Origin of the sequence: Geotalea sp. SG265, assembly GCF_022808985.1 — a bacterium.
In the GTDB taxonomy this organism is placed as follows: Bacteria; Desulfobacterota; Desulfuromonadia; order Geobacterales; family Geobacteraceae; genus Geotalea.
Genome location: NZ_JAKZFT010000006.1, coordinates 180,760 through 200,294, shown reverse-complemented (window position 1 = coordinate 200,294; position 19,535 = coordinate 180,760). Strand labels below are relative to the sequence as shown.

Genomic DNA, 19,535 nt, shown 5'->3' with positions numbered 1-19,535 from the left:
TGTGATCCGCGGCTTTTTTTGATTTTTCACCTGTTTCTTCGGCAGCCCGGCTATCTGTTATTGAATAACAGATCCGTATGCTTTGTGTCACTGGAATTTCTTCCAGATTACCCTTTCGGAAACAGGCTGATATAACTATATCGAACAGTAGTGATATGTAAAGGGTTTATTATGAAATTAATTTTATAATTCTTTCGGGTGATATGGCTCACGCAAAAATCGAAAACCATCGGGTAGGGTGAAGAGATCACATTGGAAAACGAAAGGAGTATCGCCATTGATACGATCTCTTTATGCCTTGAACGGCATCGTAGCCGTACTGCTTTACCTGCCGCAGATCAGGAGCATCCTCAAAAACCGGGCAAACGTCGGCTCCTTCTCTCTCGTCACTTTCGGCGGCTGGTCGGTGGGCTCGGTCATCACCACCCTCTATGCCTGGACCTTCGTCCGAGATCCCCTTTTCGGGACCGTGAGCCTGGCCAACATGCTCGGGTCCGGGACGGTCTTCAGCCTGGTTGCCGCAAGCCGCCTGAAAAAATGCAGTGCCGCACGGGACAGATCAGCGGCACGGAACAAAGCGGACGGCGCTGAACGTCTCGCCGAGAATTTCGGCTAGGCAACGGAGGAGGTAATCGATTTCCTCTTCGGTGTTGTCGCTTCCCAGGGAAAAGCGGACCGAGCAATGGGCCTCGTGGGGGGAGAGCCCCATGGCAGTAAGGACGTGGGATGGTTCGGGATTGCCGGACTTGCAGGCGGAACCGGAGGAGAAGGCGATGCCTCGCCGATCCATGATGAGTACTAGCGATTCCCCCCGGATCTCCGGCAGGGTCATGCTGACCGTGTTGGGAAGCCTGGCTTCCTTTGGCCCGTTTCTCTTCGCTTCGGGCAAGATGGTCGTGATTCCTTTTGCCAGCCTCTCGCAGAGGGCTGCCAGCCGGGCCGGTTCATCGCCGTTCAACCGGATGAGCGCCAGCTCCACCGCCTTGCCGAAGCCGACAATGCCCGGCACGTTCTCCGTGCCGGCACGAAGTCCCCATTCCTGTCCTCCCCCCCTGATAAGTGGATCCAGAACCAGATCCTTCCGCACATACAGCGCACCTACCCCCTTCGGCCCATGAAGCTTGTGGGCCGACACCGAGAGCAGATCCACCCCCAGCTCAGCCACATCCAGCGGAATTTTGCCGAAGGCCTGTACCCCGTCGGTGTGAAAGACGGCCCCCGAGCGGTGGGCGATTTCCGCCAGCTCCCGCACCGGTTGGATGGCACCCGTTTCGTTGTTGGCGAGCATGATGGAAACCAGCAGGGTATCGGGACGGATGGCGGTAGCAAGGGTTGCCGACTCGACCACCCCCGATGTGTTCACCGGCAGGATAGTCAGCTCATAGCCCTGTGCTGCCAGGGCCCGGCAGGGGGCGAGCACGGCGGGATGCTCGATGCTGCTGGTGATGACATGCCGCCGGGTGCCGCCACTGGCCGCTGCCAGACCGCAAATGGCAAGGTTGTCCGCCTCGGAACCACCACCGGTGAAGACGATGCGCCGGGCTGTGCAGTTGAGCCCCTGGGCAATGGCCCTGCGGGCGGCCTCCACGGCGGTCCGGGCCGCCGTGCCGCAGCGGTGAATGCTTGACGGATTGCCGCACCGTTCCCCCAGGAAGGGTAGCATTGCCTCGCGCACCTCGGGCGCCACGGCGGTGGTGGCGTTGTGGTCCAGGTAGACTGTCTGCTTGGGCATCATTACAGTGGCTGGACCGGCACCGGCTGCTGCCTGTTCTCCCGTTGCCGTGTCCGTATCTGTTGCCCTCCTGCGGCCGTCGGCCTTGACAACCCTGCAGAGAAGGGTTTTATAGATGGGAAAGCCTGAAATGGGGTCGTAGCGCTCCATATCCGTAAGATCGTTGACGTTGCACTGCTGCCATTCCACCGGCCCCAGCGGTCCCCCACCCCCCATAGCGGCGTCGATGGTGCCACGCATCATGTGATCGGAAAGCCTGGCGGTTAACAGGGTGCGGCCACGGGGAGTTTCCACCCAGACCTGCTCCCCTTCGGCGATGCCCGCTTCAAGTGCCTCCCCCCTGTTCATCACCACCGGCGGGGAAGCGTGGTGCTCTGCCAGTGATGCCACCCCGTGATGCTGGCTGCGGAAATCGAACCTGGTCCTGCCACCGGAGTTGAATACCAGGGGAAAGTCCCGGGCCAGTTCCGCTGCAGCCAGCGGCCCTTCTGCCGGTTCCGTATAGACCGGCAGGGGATCGTAGCCATGCTCGGCCAGGATGGAGGAGGCGATCTCGAACTTGCCGCTGGGGGTGTTGAACCCCTGTTGCCCATCGGGCCGCAGGAGTCCCTTTTCCCATTTGCGGTACTGCATCATGGTTCCCTTGATGCGGACCTCCCCCCCGGCAGCCCGCACTTCTTCCAGAGAGAAGCCGCTCCCCTCCAGGGCGTGACGGAGCAGATCCTCTTCCGATTGTGGATAGAGCTGCCCGTAGCCTAGGCGCTCCGCCAGCTCCGCCAGGATGAGGAAATCGCTGCGAGCCTCCCCCTGTGGCTCCACCATGCGCTCACGGATTTTGAAGAGAGGGCCGAAGCGCATGTAGGAGGTAATCTCGTAATAGGTGGCGGCGGGGAGAACGATATCGGCATAGGCGGAGTCGGCGGTGTGGTAGCGGTTGATGCTCACCAGGAAATCCAGGGCGGCGAGGGTTCGGCGCCACAGCTCCGGCCTGGGCCAGGCAGTGATGATCGAGCCTCCGAGCACGGTCAGGGCGCGAACCGGATAGGGCCTGCCGTACAGTACTGCATCTGGGAGGGCGGAGGCATGGGATTCGCCCCGGTAGGCGCTGTAGACCGGAAAACGGTCCCGTCCCAGCGCCTTTTTCATGTCTGGATTGGGGATGAGCCTGGAGCGGTTCTGGGGAAAGAGGTTTTCCTTCATGCGGAAGACCAGCCCCCCGGGCACGTCCAGCTGTCCTGCCAGTGCAAAAAGGGTGAAAACGGCGCGAATGGCCTGGACGCCGCTGTCGGAGTATTCCAGTCCCGTGTACATGACCGGCACCGCCCCCCGCGCTGCGGCGATTTCCCGCGCCAGCTCCCGGACCGTCCCGGCTGGGACCCCCGTTATCCCCTCCACAACCTCCGGCCGGTAGTGCTGGACCAGCTGCTGCAGCTCTTCGAAGCCGACCGTCCAGTTAGAAGCGAATTTCTCGTCATGGAGTTCTTCCTCAAGCAGGACGGCTATCATTCCCAGAGCCAGTGCCCCATCGGTCCCTGAACGGATCGGCACCCAGCGTGCCTGGGTTTCCAAGGCGGTCTCCCCAAGGCGCGGGTCGATGGTGATAACCCGGGCGCCCCGTCGGCGCGCCTTCAGTATCTGCTGGTGATTGAGGGGAGGAGAGTCGGTGGCGGGGTTGGCCCCCCAGATGACGATCAGCTCCGCCTGCTCAATATCCGCCTCCATGGTTACGAGCATTTCACCCATGGTCACATGGGGGGCGATCATGGCGAAGGAGACGTAGCAGAGGGCGCCCACCCCCAGGGTGTTGGGAGAGCCGAAGGGAAAAAGGACGCTGGAGGCGGAGGAAACAGCCACATCCGCCGGCTGGAAAATATCGCAGAGGGCCATGTCGAAGCTGCCCCGGCCGGTATAGATGGCTACCGCTTCGGGACCGGAGGTCTCTTTTATTTCCTGGAAACGGCTGACGATGGCAGCGAAGGCTTCATCCCAGGAAATGCGTTCGAACTCGTAGGTTCCCTTGGGCCCGGTGCGGCGCAGGGGGTGGAGGAGCCGGTCCGGATCGTGGACGATCTGGGGAGAATGACGGCCGATGTGGCAGATCATCCCCAGGGTATGATCTGCCTGGGGCTCGACCTGTATCAGGCGTCCCTTTTTGAGTTTTGCCGTGACGAAACATCCGGCAGGGCAGATGCCGCACAGGCCATGGCGAATTTCGAGCTCTTCATTGGCCATCTATGATCGCCCTCCCTGTCCCGCAGGGGAATTGCCGTTGCGGCGCAGGAGGAGAAGGGCGAACCAGCTCCGAGCATCGGTAAAGACCTCTTCGGTCGTGAAACCGAAGCCCTCCAAAAAGGGGATAAACTGCTCAATCCTGAATTTGCGGCTGATTTCGGTATGTATCTCTTCCCCGTCATCGATAACAAAGTCCTGCCCGAGGGGGGCAATGCGGATTACCTGCCGGCGGCAAAACCGGGCGCAGATCTCCATCCGTTCCCTTGCCTCGTTGTACACCGCCACATGCTCGATGGCGGCAGGGTCGGCGGAACTGCCCAGCTCCCGGTTCATGCGAACGAAAACATTGCGGGTGAATGCCTCGGTCACCCCGGCCTCATCGTTGTATGCGGCCTCGATAATCTTTCGGTCCTTGACCAAGTCAATACCCAGCAGGAAAAAGTCGCCCCGGCACAGGGACTGGGAAAGCTCATGGAGAAACAGGGTCATCTCTTCCGGGGCGAAATTGCCGATGCTGCTGCCGAGGAAGACCAGTGTCACCGGTGAGGTGTCGCGGAAGAGAGGGAACGCTCCACGGTAATCGCTGCTGATGCCGAGGACCTGCGCTGCCGGGTACTTGGCGACAATGGTGCGTGAGGCTTCCCTCAGTGCCGACTCGCTCACATCCACCGGAATGTATCTGACCGAAGAACCGCGGGCAAGCCATGCATCCAGCAGATGATCGGTTTTTTCGGAACTGCCGGAACCGAGCTCGATCAGGGTGGTGGGGCCGCAGATTTTCCTGATGAGAGGCGCCTTCTCTGCAAGGATGCCCGCTTCGGTGCGGGTCAGGTAATACTCGGGTTGACGGGTAATGAGGTCGAACAGCCTACTGCCGCGGGCGTCATAGAGAAACCGGCATTGGATACTGCGCGGCCTGGAGCCGAGCCCGGCTGCGGTGGAGGCGGCAAAATCCATCAACTGCTCAGCCTCGCTCGTATATTGCCTGACTATCATGCCGGAACGGTTCAGGGCCTGGCGGAAGGACTTGCGGACCGGCCCGCCGGTCGACAGAAGAGTTGTCTGCATCGTAGCTCCCTTTTGGACAGCAGGGGGGAAATGGGCAATAATATTAAAAAGTATAAATAAAGACAGGGGGGAGTCAATCTCCGGGAGGCACTATGAAGGGTAACGACCTGCTGCGAAAGGAACTACTGGCCCTGTTGTCGGGAGGGGAGGCGCACATGGACTTTGCCGATGTGGTTGCCCGGTTTCCCATGGTCCACATCAACAGCAAGGCGCCCCATACGCCCTATTCCTGCTGGCATTTCGTGGAGCACCTGCGCATCGCCCAGTGGGATATCTTGCAGTTCATCATAAATCCGGACCATGTGTCCCCTGAGTACCCGGAGGGGTACCGGCCGCAACCCGATGAAAAAACTGACGAAGCAGGGTGGGAGCGGAGCGTGGCGGGGGTCCTTGAGGACCTGGAACAGTTGCGGGAAATCGTCACCGACCGGGCGACGGATTTTTTTGCCCCGCTTCCCCATGCGCCCAATTACACCATCTTTCGGGAGATACTGCTGGCGGCAGATCACAATGCCTACCACATTGGCGAGCTGGCGCTGCTGCGCCAGGTGCTGGGGATCTGGCCAAAGGGGTTCGAGTATCTGGCCGGCAGGGCCTGAGGCAGATAAAAAATACTTCATCCGGGAATTCTGTGAAATAAAAAGCAGTCGCGACATCGTCCGCTCGCTCTTTCGCCACAGCTGCGGACCTTGCGGTGTCGTCCTCGTAATTAATGCACGATGCTTGAACCGGCAGGTTGCCTCCGTTCGACATGCGGCGGGTGTCCGCTCGCCGCTGTGGCTCGTCGCTCACTCCCGATGCCGCGACTGCCTTTCCCGGAAGTAAGTTGCCGAATGGTTGAGGGCAACGCCGCAGATTGGCCCCGCAACAGTTTTTCGACAACCTGTTTAGGGCGAAATGGTGAATGGTGCCGACAGCGCCCATACATCGCCGGAGGTGGAGACTACCATGATCCGGCAGCCGCTGCCGACGATGCCCAGGGCTTCCACAGGTGCCGAAAGAGTGAGGGCGCCGGTGGAAGCAGGAACTACCGTCGGCGTCAGCTTGACCCACATGCTGCCTGGGAAAGGATCGCCGAAGCCCGCGGGTATAGCCAGTTTGCCCGGGTCGTCGGCCAGCAGAAAGATCTCGACCCCCGAAGTGGTAAGGAGCGATCCGCCCCAGGTAATGGTGGGGGGCGCTGTGCCGAATTTCCAGACGGTGCCTCCTGCGGGGGCGGTTACCCCGGTGGGATCCTGGAAGTTGGAGGTCATGAACGGTATGACCGAGGAAATCTGCATGGGAGATGGGGGACCGTAAAAGAGCCAGGTGGTCTCGATCTCTCGCCGGTTGTCGAAATCCTCTGCGGTGACGGTGAGATTGCCGCCGATGGCCAGGACCGGCAGTGCGCTGCTGAAGGATGCGCTGGTATCGTTCAATAGCAGGTCCCTCTGGAAATAATACCCAGCTTTGCCGAGGGAGTCCCAACCGTAATAGTCGAGGGAGGTCTCGAACCAGCTCGCCTTGAAGGCGGTGGGCACGGCAACGCCGTAGGCCAGGGTGCTGCCGAGCCGGGCGTCGGCGAGATAATGACCGTTAGTTGCTGCTGATACAGGGGACAGCCCTGAGAGTGCCGGGAAATAGGCGGCTGTGACCTCGGAGCGCAGCCACGGCCGTGTCGGCATGGTTATAGTCCTCGTTTCCACTACCACATTGCTACTGTCGTAAATGCTGAAGGTATAGACGGAGTTGGAGGCTATGGAGCCGAGGGTGGCATCATCGATGACGTACATCTCCCACTGCTTCGTCGGCAGTTGGGGTATAGCCCAGTAGGCATTGCCGAGCCGCATCTGCTGCGGGAACATGGTGTCCTGGGCGAGGACAATGCCGCTGGTGGGCAGCCCCGGTCCTTTAACCACCGCTGAGACAAGACCGGTGTTGCCACGGTCTTCCACTCGGACCATGAACCCGGATTCTACCCGGACTCCGGTGGGCAGACCCAGCCATTGGGTGGTAATGCCCCTCATCTCAACTGCAGAGCGGTAGTTATTGCCAGTGATCTTCCATTCACCGTTTTCCTTGATCATGAGAAAGCCGCCATCGGGAAAACCGTAGGACCCATCCTTGAAGTATCCCTTGCCGGTCACTTTGACCGGGCTTCCCAGGGTGGCAGAGAGGGGGGTGGAGGTCACGGTAAGGCTGACCATTCCCTTGGTGAGCACACCTCCGTAGGCGTAATCCTTGACATCATAATCGATGGTGGCTTTCCGGGACATGCCGTTGTGGATGCCGAAGCTCTGGGCATAGAATGGATCCATGTCTGCGGGTGTCAATGCCGTTCCCTTGGCTTCGATGGTGTCCTTAAAGTACTGGTACAATTTGGCGGTTATGGCCTGATTGACATCTTCGACCATGCCGATGGTGAGGGAGACATTGGTACCGTTCAGGTCGGAAACGGTGCTGCCGGCATAGGGCTTGTTGCCGTAATTGTCGAATGCCTCGACCGTAAAGGTGCGGCCGGTGCCGTTCGCCACGGTAAATGAGTCGGTGACGGCAGTTTGCCCTGTGGCAATGGCGATAGTCCTAGTGATCGTCGACATATCCGCCGCCGTGACGGTGATGACCACCTTTTTGACGATGGAAGGTATGCCACCGGCGGCGGTTGCCGTTGTGGAACCGGCAAAGACCGTTTTTGCGGCAGTTGCGCTACCATTGGTGCCGAACTTGAGTGTCACTGTGCTGGTGCTTTTACTGCCGCCTCCGGAGCAGGCTGCAGCGGTAAACAATATCAATGTGAGCAAGGCGCCGTATAAGTATCTTTTTCCCATATTCCCGTCCCCCTGTCAGAAGTTGACATTCACATTGACATTGGTGGCTGTCGGAACCACCGGCGGTGGAGCGGTAACCACCGGCGGTGGTGGCGGTGGTGGTTGGGTCGCGGTTGTGACGGTGGATGTGGGCGTGGCTGTGACTGTACTCGCGGTCAGGCTGGCGCCGGAAAGAAGCGGTGTCCCCGCTGTGGGTGCAAGAGTGGTCGAAAGAGGTGCCGACTGGCTGAGCAGATCGCCACTGCTCGTCCGGGTTTCGGAGGTGGTTCCCTGTGCAGCCTGGGTTGCCTGGGTTGCCTGGGTGGCAGCAGGCTGACTGCTTCCTTGGGTGGCGGATTGACTGCCGTTCTCTGTTTTTGCCGCCGTTACACCTCTTTCCATGTGCTGCATCTCGGACGGCAGGGCCTGGCGTGGTGGCTGCGGCGGAGCGGCGGAAGAGATGGTGGTGATATTGCCAGCCGTAACTGTGACCATGCGGTCGGGCATGTGGCGATTATAGGTGTAGACGCTTCCCTGGCGAACCAGGACGCCGGTCAGGTTGCGGTCGTGGCTGACGATGAAATCGGTTCCCCTGACACCGGCCACGGCATTGGGGGTATGGACTTCGAAGCGACGCCCTTCCCCCGCTTGTTTGACCCTGGCCGGATCGACGATGGCTTCCACCTTGCCCCGAGGGAGTCGGACGTTTGCACCGTTTTTCTTCTGGGCGGGAAAGTAGGAACCGATATCGATGCGGCTCCGCTGTGCCACCTTAAGGATGGTACCGTCCTTGAAGCGAATCTCGGCAAAGCTGCCGCTTCGGGTGCGGACGAAATCGCCTTCACCGAGGCTGTCCCCGATTTTGACCGACACTGCCGGCAGCTTGCCGTTACGCAGCACCTCGACGGTGCCGCTGACCACCTTGAAGGAAGCAATTTCTTCGGCTGCCATTGCCGGTGTTGTCCCGACGCAGAAGAGAGCCAGAAGCAGAATCGCCTGCAGGAGCAGGGCTTTTCCCGGTCTGTGGAACATGGTTCACCTCAGAAGCGCACCTCGACCCCGGCCGAATAGACATTGCGGTCATATTCATAGAGGGGGATATTTGAAAAATCCGATGCGTGGAAATACTGGAGATTGGCGAAAAGCCCCTCCACGACCTGGCGACTGAGGGTGATGGTGGCCGTAAGGGTGGTATCGTTCCGTTTCAGGCCGTAGACGGAATGGGCATTGGAGTAATTCTGCCAGAATCCTTCCAGGGCTACGATAGCGTTGGTTTTCACGGTGATGGGGAGAAGGATGTCTGCGTTAAGCCTGTTTCCAAGGTAGGACCAGTTGTTTCCCTTGGCGTCTTCAAGGGAAAGCTCGTAACGGAGGTTAAAAAAGCCCTTTTCCCCGGCAAAGATGTAAATATAGCCCAGCTGTCCCGCATAGCCGTTTGCATCGCGATTTTCCACTGCTGCGGTATTCTGCAGATAGTTGCGCCTGGTGTAACCGAACGATGCCTGTCCCAGGTGATCTTCAGCGAAAAAGAAGGTGGCGGTTGGCTTTACGGCTACCTGGTTGGCATACGCTTCATACCTGAGAAGGGTGTAATTGAAGGAGACGGGCAGGGAGAGCATTGTCCCGGAAGTCAGGCGATAGGCGGGGGATAGGGTGATGCCCTGGGAAAGTTGGCTGTACTCGTCACGCTTGAAATAGGAATTGTTGTAGAGGGAGTATTGGGTGGTGAAAAGCCACGGCCCTTTGGCAGGCATGTCGTAGAGGAGGCGCAGATTCTGGCTGCTGCTCCAGTCACGTGCACCGGGCAGAACCAGGCCAGGTATGTCCTGTGAGGGCTTCACCACCACGTTGTCGTCGTACTGCAGGTTTACTCCGGCAAACAGATGCCAGTTGCGAGGCGCGGCCGCAGTGAGTCTCCTCTGGTATTCCCGTGCGAAACCGGCAAGGTCCGACGACGGGTCGCCGGAAATGACTGATTCCAGGCTTTCCTGGGCCTTTTCCCGGTTTCCCTGTTTCAGATAGATCTGGGCCAGCTGGAAGTCCACCTGCTGCGTCAGTGCCGGATCAAGTTCCCTGGCCTTGACGAAGGCGTCCGTTGCTCCTTGATTGTCACCGGTTCCGGCAAGTACCTGTCCCCTGAGGAAGGACACCCTGGCCGGCCTGACTCCGGCTTTTTCGGCTCCGGCGATGAATTTTTCGGCCTCGGCGAGATTGTTCTGCTGATAAAGAAGCTCGATGAGCTCAGGGTACGCATCGGTGACCGGTGGATCGAGTTTCAGGCTCTGTTTCAGGTTGGCGACGGCTCTCTCTGGGTTGCCGGTCTCTTTCAGGGCAAGCCCCAGGTAATAGGCTGCAGTCGAGGACAGGGGCTGCTCCTGTTGCGCTGCCGCCAGGCTTTCCTGCGCTTCCTCGAAGCGCTCCTCCCGGTATTCGGCTATGCCCCGTTCAAGCAGTTCCTGACTTGCCAGTGATATAGACGGCAGCAGAGTTACCACCAGCAGTAACAATAGGCGTAGCATGGCAGCTCCTGAAACAGCGTTATATTGTGTGAGATTTTCTCTAATTTTTCGCCAATGTCAAATTTCTTTACACTTCCTGACGATTTAATGGATCTAATGAGGTTAGTAATCGTTGTTTTTGCCCCAGCGCTCGTTCATCTTCTTGTGGTGGATGGCATTTTCCGAACTGACCTCGTCCAGTATCCGCTCTGCTTCTTCTGCCGTAAGCCCGACGCTCGGCCTGACCCCCATCCAGTGGGTGAGGTCGCCGCTGGGATTGTCCAGCGGTTGGGGAATCGGCGGACCCGGCTTGAATCGGTCGTTGAGAAACAGGGCGGCCTCATACTGACCGTTTCTCATTACCAGTCGCACTTCCGCGAAATAGTCGTTCTGGAGGCGCTTCATGATGATGATGTCTTTGACGGTCATGTCGGGTGGCACGTCTATCAGATCAGCCATGGTTTTTCTCCGATACTTTTATAGAGTTGCGATAATGGTATATATCGGCAGGTGAGGCAGCGGCTTTAGCAGGTTGTTGAAAAACTATGCGGGCCCGCGCTGCTGTGTTGCCGCTCACTGGGAAACTCAACGTACAGAGGGTACCTCGTCTCCTCGCTCGCTTAAGCCTTGCATAGCGATCTCCTTATGACATTTTTCAGCAAGCTGTTAGGAGTTTTGTCGGTCATGGCGGCGCCGGATTCGGATTCAGGTTTTTCTTGAAAAGGGGTGGTGAGTATCCTATTATGGCGGATCATGCTCGTGGGGTCCGATGACCCAGGTAGGTAGGTTCTATGGCTTTTAAGATAGAAAAGGTACGGAGAAAGCTGTTCATTCCCCTCGTAATGTCGATGCTCCTGTTCCTCTGCGGCCTCATCTACACGGTCTACCGGTTGCAGTGGGACCATATCCAGGCCGACACGGAAAGCCGGCTGGATGCTTTCCACAAGAACTATCAGTATCAGATCCAAAACGAAACCGACCTTCTCAACGGCTTTCTCGTGCTGCTCAAAGAGAATGAAAGTCTGCAGAGAGCCTGGCTCTCCGGGGACCGACAGGCTGTGCTGCATGCTGCTCAACCCATTTTCGACGAGATACGCAAGCGGAGTCTGATTACCCACTTTTACTTCATCACCTCCGATAAGAAATGTTTCCTCCGGGTACACAAGCCTGACGCCTTCGGCGACATGATTGATCGCACCACTCTGGACATTGCTGCCCATCTGGGTAAACCTGCAAACGGGATCGAAATGGGTCCGTATGGGACAGTGGCATTGCGTTCGGTCCATCCTTGGTTCATAAAGGGCAGGCTGGCCGGCTATCTCGAGCTTGGTGAAGACGTGGAGCAGCTGACTGCACGGATCTCAAAACTGATGAACATGGAATTGATCTCAGTTGTGGACAAAAAATTTCTCGACAAGGGGAAATGGGAGCAGGGATTGAAAATGTCCGGTCGCTACGGCGACTGGGACCAGTACAAGCACTACGTTGTCGTTTCCACAAATAATGACCGTAAATACCCCGGATTAGACCGGGTTCTGGATGTGACAGAAACGCGGACGTTCATGATGAATTCAGGTGGGCGGAGGCTGAATGGCGGGTTTGACGCATCCATCGATGCAGCGGGAAACATTGTCGGCAAATTCGTGCTATTTTCGGATGTGTCCAGGGAAGAAAGAAGCATCTATAATCTGCTGCTTAGGCTCGGGTTGCTGACGCTGGCAATCTCCGGGCTGGCGCTGGCTTTCTTCGACTGGTATATCAAATATCTCCATCACAAGGAGAATACTCCACCGAAGGAGACGGCCTCAGCGGTCAAGGAGCCCTGAAACCGGTTCCATAGGTAACGGCAGAGCGAACTTCATCCCCGCTGCTCGATCCGGCCCAGCAGCCTGAGCAGCCCGTCCAGGATAGTGAAGGGGTGGGGAGGACACCCAGGGATATATAGATCGACGGGGAGAAGCCCGTCCACGCCGTCATGCACCTCCGGCGAACCGATGAACGGTCCCCCATTGATGGCGCAGGCGCCGCTGGCAATGACGATTTTCGGCGCCGGCACCGCCTTATAGGTCTTCAGCAGCGCCTCCCTCATATTTTCAGTCACCGGCCCCGTCACCAGTATCCCATCCGCATGGCGCGGCGATGCCACGAACTGGACGCCGAACCGCCCCAAGTCCCAGGCCACCGTAGACAGGACATTGACATCCGCCTCGCAGGCGTTGCATCCCCCCGCACTTACTTCACGCAGTTTCAGCGACCGACCGAAGAGTGAGCGCATCTTGGCTTCCAGCGCTTCGGTCAGCTTCCGTTCCCCATCCGACCGCACAATCAGATCACCGCGATTTCTCGCTGCCAGTTTCTCGTCACGGCTGAAACTGATGGCCCCATGTGGACACGCCAGTTCGCATTCCCGGCAGAAGAGACACTTGCCCATGTCCAGGGAGAGAGTCTTTGTCTCATGGCTCAAGGCGCCGAAGGGGCAGGCATCGGCACAGAGCCGGCATCCGGCCGGGCAGGCTTCGGCATTGAGGACGGGGTAACCTCGGAAGAGCTCGGGCAGCTGCGCCGGTTCGTCGGGATACTTCATGGTGCGGTGTTTCTGGTGGATGCGGGCGAGTATGGTTTTGAGCATGATATCCTCTAAGAACTATTGCGGCGATTACTGGTCGAAACCGCAATAGGACAGGTTGAAGCTCTTATTGCACAGGGGGAAGTCCGATATCTGCTGACCGCGCAGGGCCATAGCCAGGCCCGGCCAGTTGTGAAACGACGGATCGACAATCTTGTAACGGCTGAATCTGCCCGCTTTGTCGGTCAGGGCCACATGGCAGACCTCGCCGCGCCATCCCTCGGTTAGTGCCACGGCGATTTTTTCGCCGGCAGGTTGTTTCATGTGGGTGGCGTAACGGCCGCTGGGAAGCTGGCTCAGCTGCTCTTCCAGGAACTCCAGCGACTTTTCCGCTTCCAGCCACCGGACCAAGGTGCGGCCGTAGACGTCGCCGCTTCTGGCGGTGACCACCGGAATCTGGCTCATCTGATAGATGCCGTAAGGGAAGTTCTGCCGCACATCCATGGCAATGCCGCATGCACGGGCTGCGGGGCCGGTCAGGGCCAGCTCTTTGGCCGTTTCCCTGGCGACGATGCCGGTACCTTCGAGACGGGCCAGCACCGAAGGGGTGGCCCAGATGAGATCGACGGCGTTGGTCAGGTCGGCTCGGGCCGCGGCAATCCGTCGCAGGAGCTCATCAGATTGATCCTGGCTGCAGTCGAAGCCGGTGCCCCCCGGACGGATCAGCCCCCTGCCGAAGCGGCTGCCGCACATAACGGCGGTCATGTTGAGGAAGTCCCCTCTGATTCTGCCGCAGTAGGAGGAGGTGGGGAGGTAGCCCGTATCACCGGCGATGGCCCCAAGGTCGCCAGTATGGTTCGCCAGCCGTTCCAGCTCCAGGCCGATGCCCCTGAGCACCTCTGCCTTGGCGGGGATATGAACCGCTGCCAGGGATTCGAGGATCATGCAATGGGCCCAGGTATGGGCGATGGTAGTATCTCCGGCTATAGTCTCCATCCGATGCAGGGTTCCCGGTTTCGGCCCGCCGATCAACGCCGACTCGATTCCCCGATGCTGATATCCCAGGACGATTTCCAGGTGGAAGACTTCTTCGCCGTGGCACTGAAAACGGAAGTGCCCCGGTTCGATCACCCCGGCATGGACCGGTCCCACGGCCACTTCGTGGATTTCGTCACCCTCCACCCGGTAGAAATCGGTGATGCCGGGGAGGATGGCGCTCCTGTCGGCACGCCCCCAGGCATCGTAACCGGGCCGGAACGATTGGTGAAAGCGGAGCGGCTTGAACCAAGGATGTCCTTCCGGCACAACCCCGAATTGCTCCGCAATTTCGCGCTCGAAGAGGTTTGCCTGAGGACAGTAGGGGGTGATGGACGGAAAATTGCCGTTGCAGCGGCTGCGCATGACGCCGATCAGCCCATCGCCGGTGGCGGAGAGCACAGCGTAGAGGGTTAATTCGGGTCCGGTTCCTTCACCGAAAAGAGCGGAAATTCTCCAGCCATGGTCGGCCGCATCGATGATCGCCTGGAGAAAGTCATTCAGCTTTACCTCGGGAACTGCATCAAGGGGGAGGGATTCGCCATTGTAGAAGGTCTTCATGAAGGAGGCGTCTGTCATGGCCGTACCTCCAGAAGCTGGGCCGATTGCTGCAGCAGTGTCTTCAGGGGGGCCGGCAGCCACAGCCCTAGCACCAGGATGACCGCCATCAGGAATAGCGGTGGACCGACGGTAAGGAAGCTGTCCCGGTAGGAGGTCCGGACGACCGCGGGGGTCATCTTGCCCATGACCACCGGCAGCACCGAGGATGCCATGCCCAGGAAAATGATGGCGAGAAAGATCAGGAACAGGGTGCCGACCAGCGCCTGTCGTTGGCCGAAGATGCTGCTGACGATGGTGAATTCGCTGAGAAACGGACTGAAGGGGGGGGAGCCGGTAATGGCGATGAAGCCAGCCAGGAACAGTGCTCCTGACCATGGTACCCGGTGGAGAGCCCCTTTCACCTGTTCACAATTCTTGCTGCCGTAGGAGCGGTGGATGTTGCCGGAGGTCAGGAACAGCACCCCCTTTGTCAGGCCGTTGTTGATGACATGAAACAGGGCGCCGAAGAGGGCGTCACCCCCGATCCCCAGGGCGATGGCGAGAATGCCGACGTGTTCGACGCTTGAGTAGGCCAGCATCCGTTTGAAATCTGCCTGCCGCACCACGAACACGGCGGCGAAGGCCATGGAAACAAGGCCCATGACAATCATCGCATTATGGTAAAAGGCAGTTTCGGTGGCTTTCATGCATATCTGGTAGACCCGGATGATGGCCAGAAAGGCGCAGTTGACCAGCCCTCCGGCGAGCAGTGCTCCCACCAGACCCGGTGCCTCGCCGTAGGCGTCAGGCTTCCATGTGTGTAGGGGGGCCAGCCCCATTTTTGTGCCGAAGCCGACCAGCAGGAAGATGAAGGCGGCGTTGAGCCAGGCCGGTGAAAGCTGCCGGGCCGAGGCGATCAGGGGCTCCAGGAGGAGGGTTGCCTCCTTTTGGGCGACGACGGTGGAATATGCGAGGAAGAAGAGACCGAGAAGCGCCAGGGCTATCCCCACCGAGCAGATGAGCATATATTTCCAGGTGGCTTCCAGGCTGCGGGCGTTGCGGTTGAAATAGATCAGCGGCGCCATTGTCAGGGTGGTGGCTTCAAGGGCGACCCAGAGCAGCCCAAGGTGATGGGCGACGGTGACGAGGCTCATGGCGGAAAGGCAAACGAGAAGTCCCATGCACAGGACCTTGTTGGAGCGCTCCTGCCGATGGGAGAGGTAGCCAACCGCATAGACGGCGCAGGTGAAAAAGAGCACCGTCTCTACGCCGAGAAACAGCTTGCCGATGGGGTCCAGCACCAGCCATCCTCCTGGAGACGGGGGAGGGGTGGCGACGAGGAGATCGATGGTCAGGCTGAGGTGCAGCGCGGCAAAAAGGGGAAGTACCAGGGGCCGGTGACGGTTGGAGGGGATGAACCAGGCCGCCAGTGCGCCGACCAGTGGTAGCAGAATCAGGCTGTAGTACATCTGTTTACTCCTTCAGTGCCGTCAGGCGCGAGGTGTCGATGGATGAAAATTCATTGCTGATATGATTGATGACGATGCCCATGACGAAGATGCCGACGAGCAGGTCGAGAAGCGCTCCGGCCTCGACCATGACCGGCATGGCCGTTGTGAGGAGCAGACCGAAAATGAAAATGCCGTTCTCCAGGATCAGGTAGCCGATGACCTGACTGATGGCCTTGCGCCGCGTGGTCAGGGTGAGGAAGCCGGTCATCATGGTGGCGATGGAGGCCGGTACAAAGAGCAGCCCCTGATGCTCCGGGGCCAGGGGCAGTTTAGCCGCAAAGACGAAGGCGAGGGCGGTGGTGACGGCGCCTATGATCAGCGTCGAGACATAGCCGATGAACGGCTCCACCTCGCGCTTGATCTGGATCCTGTCCATGGCGCGGAAAAGCAGCCAGGGAATGATGACCCCCTTGGCGAGAATGATGCCGACGGTTATGGCGACCAGGTGCCAGGAAAAATGGTGAATGATGCCTGGCAAAAGCCCCAGGACCACCCCCTGTACGGCAACGGCGCGGATGGCCATTGTCATCCGGCTTGAGCCGAGGACGACGAAATTGATCAGCATGACGAAGACCAGTAATTGATCGGCAAATATATCCATGTGTCACCTCAGGATCAAGAGCATTGAAAAGCCGGACAGGATACAGGCGGCGACCAGCATCTGGGGGATGCGGACAAGCCTGAGCCGGGCCATGATGGATTCCACGACACCGATGGCCACCGCCAGTCCGAGCATGAGCAGGATGAAGATGCCCCAATCGAGCATGGCGTTGCCGCTTTTCAGGGGGAGGGCGATGTTGATGAAGAATGCCCCCATGACAAAGAGCTTCATGGCGGCGCCATAGAGGATATAGGCAAAGGCGGGGCCGCTGTGATCCAGGACCATTACCTCGTGAACCATGGTCAGTTCCAGGTGGGTCGTGGGATCGTCGAAGGGAATGCGGCAGTTTTCCGCCAGAAGCACGATGAACAGTCCGCCGATGAGCAAAAGGAGCGCGGCGCCGGAGCTGAACCACAGGGAGACCGACAGGTTGGTCATCATGGGGGACAGGGAAAGGGTGCCGCTCATTCTGCTCAGGGTTATCAGGGCGAAGAAGAGCGCCGGTTCGGCGAGACAGGCAAATGTCGCTTCCCGCGCGGCCCCCATCCCTTCGAAACTGGAGCCCGTATCGAGGGCGGCCAGGGTGGTGAAAAACCGGCCGAGGGCAAAGAGATAGGCAAAGAGCACCATATCGCCGGCAAAGGCAATGGGGGCAGCGTGGTTTCCCAAGGGAAGAAGCAGAGCGGCAACCAGTGTTGCGGCAAGGGTGATGACCGGCCCGGCGGTGAAAATCCAGGTGGTGGTATCGCTGATCACCGTTCCCTTGCGGATCAGTTTCGCCAGGTCGTAGTAGTGCTGAAAGTACGACGGACCGACCCTGCCGGCAAAGGCAGCCTTGGTCTTGCCGATGACCCCCAAGAGGAGCGGCGGCATGAGGATGACGAGAAGTGCATGGATCAGTATGTCGGTCATGAATGAACCCTCTTTCGGCAGTTGCTAGTAGGACCAGGCCAGCATCATTACCAGGGTGACGAAGATATAGAGCACGTATAGGTTCGGTTCGCCGTGCTGCAGGCGGCGTAGGAACGAAAAAACAAGGCCGGTGAGCCGCATGAAGGGAAGCAGCAGGCCTTCCAGCACCGTTTCCGGGATACGGCTTGAAAACCGTGCCGTGTTGGGAAGAAAGCCGCTGATCCTGGGCATGGCATACCGGGGCTGCAGGACGCCGCGGAAAAAGTGTACCAGCATTTCGGCAAAGGAGGTGGCGCTGTACTGGATTCGTGCCGTGGGTTGCAGGTAGCCGCAACCCCAGGTGGAGGCAGGGACCGGCGGATTCGCCTTCAGCCGCCGCAGGTACAGCCCGATAAAGGCGACGATGACCAGGGTCAGGAGCAGTCCGCATGCCTCTAGCCATGCCAACGGAGCAATGGAGGAAATGTTCTTTCCTGCCGTCATGGCTGGGGGAAATACGGCCAGAACCGGAATTTCCACAAGATGGACCGCGGAGAGCGGCAGCAGACCGACTCCCAGGCAGCAGAGAGCAAGGAGGGCCATGGGGGCCACCATGGTCAACGGAGCGTCATGGAGGGCTCCCGTTTCCGAGGAGCGGTTTTGGCCGAGAAAGGCGATGCCGCAGAGCCTGACGAAGCAGGCAAGGGCCAGACTGCCGATGAGGGCCAGGGAGAAGATGGCCAGCACCATGGTCGAAAAGACCGGAATGCTGCTGCCGTTGATGCCGTTGAAAAAGCCGAAATAGAGCAGGTATTCAGAGACGAAGCCGTTGAGCGGCGGCAAGCCGCAGATGGCGACACAACCAATGAAAAAGAGCAGCGCGGTGCGGGGCATGTGACGGGCAAGCCCCCCCATGCGGGAAAGCTCCCTGGTTCCGGTGGCATGGATGACCGCACCGCTTCCCAGAAAGAGCAGGGATTTGAACAGGGAATGGTTGAGCATATGGAGCAGGCATCCCCCCATGCCCATGATGACCAGGGGGGGATGCCCCACAGCCATGCCGATCAGTGCCGTACCCAGCCCGATGGTGATGATGCCGATATTTTCAATGCTGCTGTATGCCAGAAGGCGTTTCAGATCGTGCTGGCCAATGGCGGAAATGACACCGGCCAGGCCGGAGACTATGCCGGCTCCGAGAATGACGACCCCCCACCAAAGCGGGATGGGAGAGAAGAGGGAGACAATGCGGATGATGCCGTAAATGCCCATCTTCAGCATTACCCCGGACATCATGGCAGAAACATGGCTCGGCCCGTTGGCATGGGCGGCCGGAAGCCAAATGTGGAGCGGCATGATGCCTGCCTTCATGCCGAAGCCGAAGATGGCGGTGAAAAAAATGACCGCCGCTCCCGGTGCGAGGGGGGAGAGGGTTCCGGCATGGGGAATGGCAAAGGAGCCGGTCATCAGGCGCAGGACGATGAACATGACGAACAGGGCCAATGTCCCCACGTGGGTGCAAACCAGATAGACGAAACCTGCCTTGCGGACCTCGTGGTCCTCGTTCTCCGCGGTGATGGCAAAATAGGCCGAGACCGCCATCACCTCCCAGGAAATGAGGAAGAAGACACTGTTGCCGGCAGTGATGAGCAGCACCATGGACGAGGCGAGCAGGCCGAGGAAAAAGCCGAGAACCCTTGAGGTGCCGGGGTGCTTTCCCGCCGGCCAGTACCCATTGGCATAAACTGCGCAGGCACCCGAGACGAGAAATATGGGGATCAGGAAAAATGCCGCCAGGGGGTCGATCCAGATATCGCAGGGACCAAAGGGAAGGCTCCAGTCCAGAACAAGGTGCTCCGTCATGCCGGAGACGGCAACAACGATCGCTCCACCGAGCCCGAGGAGGGAGCCCAGACAGGCGATGATGGTCGCCAGTTTTTGCGCAACCGTTGCGCCAAGGCGTGGGAAAAGGCCGGGGACTCCTGAAAGACCGGCGAAAATTGCCCCTGTCATGATGATATGGGCAGGGTCAATAATCTCCGTTGTGTTCATGGCTTATACTCCTGTGGGATACTTCT

General features: G+C 59.1%; 15 protein-coding genes and 1 riboswitch. Of the genes, 3 read left to right on the top strand and 12 right to left on the bottom strand.

Annotated features, from left to right (window positions below):
• Nucleotides 1-37: 37 nt before the first annotated feature.
• Nucleotides 38-122: riboswitch (cyclic di-GMP riboswitch) on the bottom strand.
• A gap of 155 nt (nucleotides 123-277) precedes the next feature.
• Nucleotides 278-616: a PQ-loop repeat-containing protein gene (locus ML541_RS09505; protein WP_243372541.1), complete on the top strand. Its 339-nt coding sequence runs from the start codon at nucleotides 278-280 to the stop codon at nucleotides 614-616.
• Here the strand turns inward: ML541_RS09505 and ML541_RS09500 are convergent.
• On the bottom strand, nucleotides 560-3,964 hold the full coding sequence (locus tag ML541_RS09500) for an IscS subfamily cysteine desulfurase (RefSeq protein WP_243372540.1): 3,405 nt from the start codon (nucleotides 3,962-3,964) through the stop codon (nucleotides 560-562). The two genes, ML541_RS09505 and ML541_RS09500, sit on opposite strands and share 57 nt — an antisense overlap.
• Entirely contained in the window at nucleotides 3,965-5,032 is a 1,068-nt protein-coding gene (egtD, locus tag ML541_RS09495) for an L-histidine N(alpha)-methyltransferase (RefSeq protein ID WP_243372539.1), read from the bottom strand.
• A gap of 92 nt (nucleotides 5,033-5,124) precedes the next feature.
• Here egtD and ML541_RS09490 point away from each other — a divergent pair, with 92 nt between their 5' ends.
• Entirely contained in the window at nucleotides 5,125-5,631 is a 507-nt protein-coding gene (locus ML541_RS09490) for a DinB family protein (RefSeq protein ID WP_243372538.1), read from the top strand.
• A gap of 288 nt (nucleotides 5,632-5,919) precedes the next feature.
• Here the strand turns inward: ML541_RS09490 and ML541_RS09485 are convergent, their stop codons facing one another.
• The 4 genes from ML541_RS09485 to ML541_RS09470 form a co-directional block, all read right to left on the bottom strand.
• Nucleotides 5,920-7,839 carry a hypothetical protein gene (locus tag ML541_RS09485; protein WP_243372537.1) on the bottom strand — a complete coding sequence of 640 codons (1,920 nt, stop codon included), beginning with the start codon at nucleotides 7,837-7,839 and terminating at the stop codon, nucleotides 5,920-5,922.
• A 15-nt stretch (nucleotides 7,840-7,854) separates the two neighbouring features.
• Nucleotides 7,855-8,850: a FecR family protein gene (locus tag ML541_RS09480; RefSeq protein ID WP_243372536.1), complete on the bottom strand. Its 996-nt coding sequence runs from the start codon at nucleotides 8,848-8,850 to the stop codon at nucleotides 7,855-7,857.
• A gap of 8 nt (nucleotides 8,851-8,858) precedes the next feature.
• Nucleotides 8,859-10,337, bottom strand: a complete 1,479-nt coding sequence (locus ML541_RS09475; RefSeq protein ID WP_243372535.1) for a tetratricopeptide repeat protein — start codon at nucleotides 10,335-10,337, stop codon at nucleotides 8,859-8,861.
• A 102-nt stretch (nucleotides 10,338-10,439) separates the two neighbouring features.
• Nucleotides 10,440-10,775: a hypothetical protein gene (locus ML541_RS09470; RefSeq protein WP_243372534.1), complete on the bottom strand. Its 336-nt coding sequence runs from the start codon at nucleotides 10,773-10,775 to the stop codon at nucleotides 10,440-10,442.
• A gap of 332 nt (nucleotides 10,776-11,107) precedes the next feature.
• Here ML541_RS09470 and ML541_RS09465 point away from each other — a divergent pair, with 332 nt between their 5' ends.
• A complete protein-coding gene (locus ML541_RS09465) occupies nucleotides 11,108-12,142 on the top strand; it encodes a cache domain-containing protein (RefSeq protein ID WP_243372533.1) in 1,035 nt (344 codons plus the stop codon).
• Nucleotides 12,143-12,174: 32 nt separating this feature from the next.
• Here the strand turns inward: ML541_RS09465 and nuoB are convergent, their stop codons facing one another.
• From nuoB to ML541_RS09435, 6 genes are read right to left on the bottom strand one after another with little or no spacing between them, the layout of a single operon-like run.
• Nucleotides 12,175-12,945 (bottom strand): NADH-quinone oxidoreductase subunit NuoB, encoded by a 771-nt coding sequence (gene nuoB, locus ML541_RS09460; protein ID WP_243372532.1) that lies wholly within the window; start codon nucleotides 12,943-12,945, stop codon nucleotides 12,175-12,177.
• Between the two features lie 27 nt (nucleotides 12,946-12,972).
• Nucleotides 12,973-14,496, bottom strand: coding sequence for an NADH-quinone oxidoreductase subunit C (locus ML541_RS09455; RefSeq protein ID WP_243372531.1), 1,524 nt, complete (start codon nucleotides 14,494-14,496; stop codon nucleotides 12,973-12,975).
• Nucleotides 14,493-15,926 carry a proton-conducting transporter membrane subunit gene (locus tag ML541_RS09450; RefSeq protein WP_243372530.1) on the bottom strand — a complete coding sequence of 478 codons (1,434 nt, stop codon included), beginning with the start codon at nucleotides 15,924-15,926 and terminating at the stop codon, nucleotides 14,493-14,495. Before ML541_RS09450 ends, ML541_RS09455 begins: the two co-directional genes overlap by 4 nt.
• A gap of 4 nt (nucleotides 15,927-15,930) precedes the next feature.
• Complete coding sequence (locus ML541_RS09445) at nucleotides 15,931-16,569, bottom strand: hydrogenase (protein WP_243372529.1); 639 nt, start codon at nucleotides 16,567-16,569, stop codon at nucleotides 15,931-15,933.
• A gap of 3 nt (nucleotides 16,570-16,572) precedes the next feature.
• A complete protein-coding gene (locus tag ML541_RS09440) occupies nucleotides 16,573-17,481 on the bottom strand; it encodes an NADH-quinone oxidoreductase subunit H (protein WP_243372528.1) in 909 nt (302 codons plus the stop codon).
• A gap of 24 nt (nucleotides 17,482-17,505) precedes the next feature.
• Nucleotides 17,506-19,509, bottom strand: a complete 2,004-nt coding sequence (locus ML541_RS09435; RefSeq protein ID WP_243372527.1) for a proton-conducting transporter membrane subunit — start codon at nucleotides 19,507-19,509, stop codon at nucleotides 17,506-17,508.
• Between the last annotated feature and the right edge of the window lie 26 nt (nucleotides 19,510-19,535).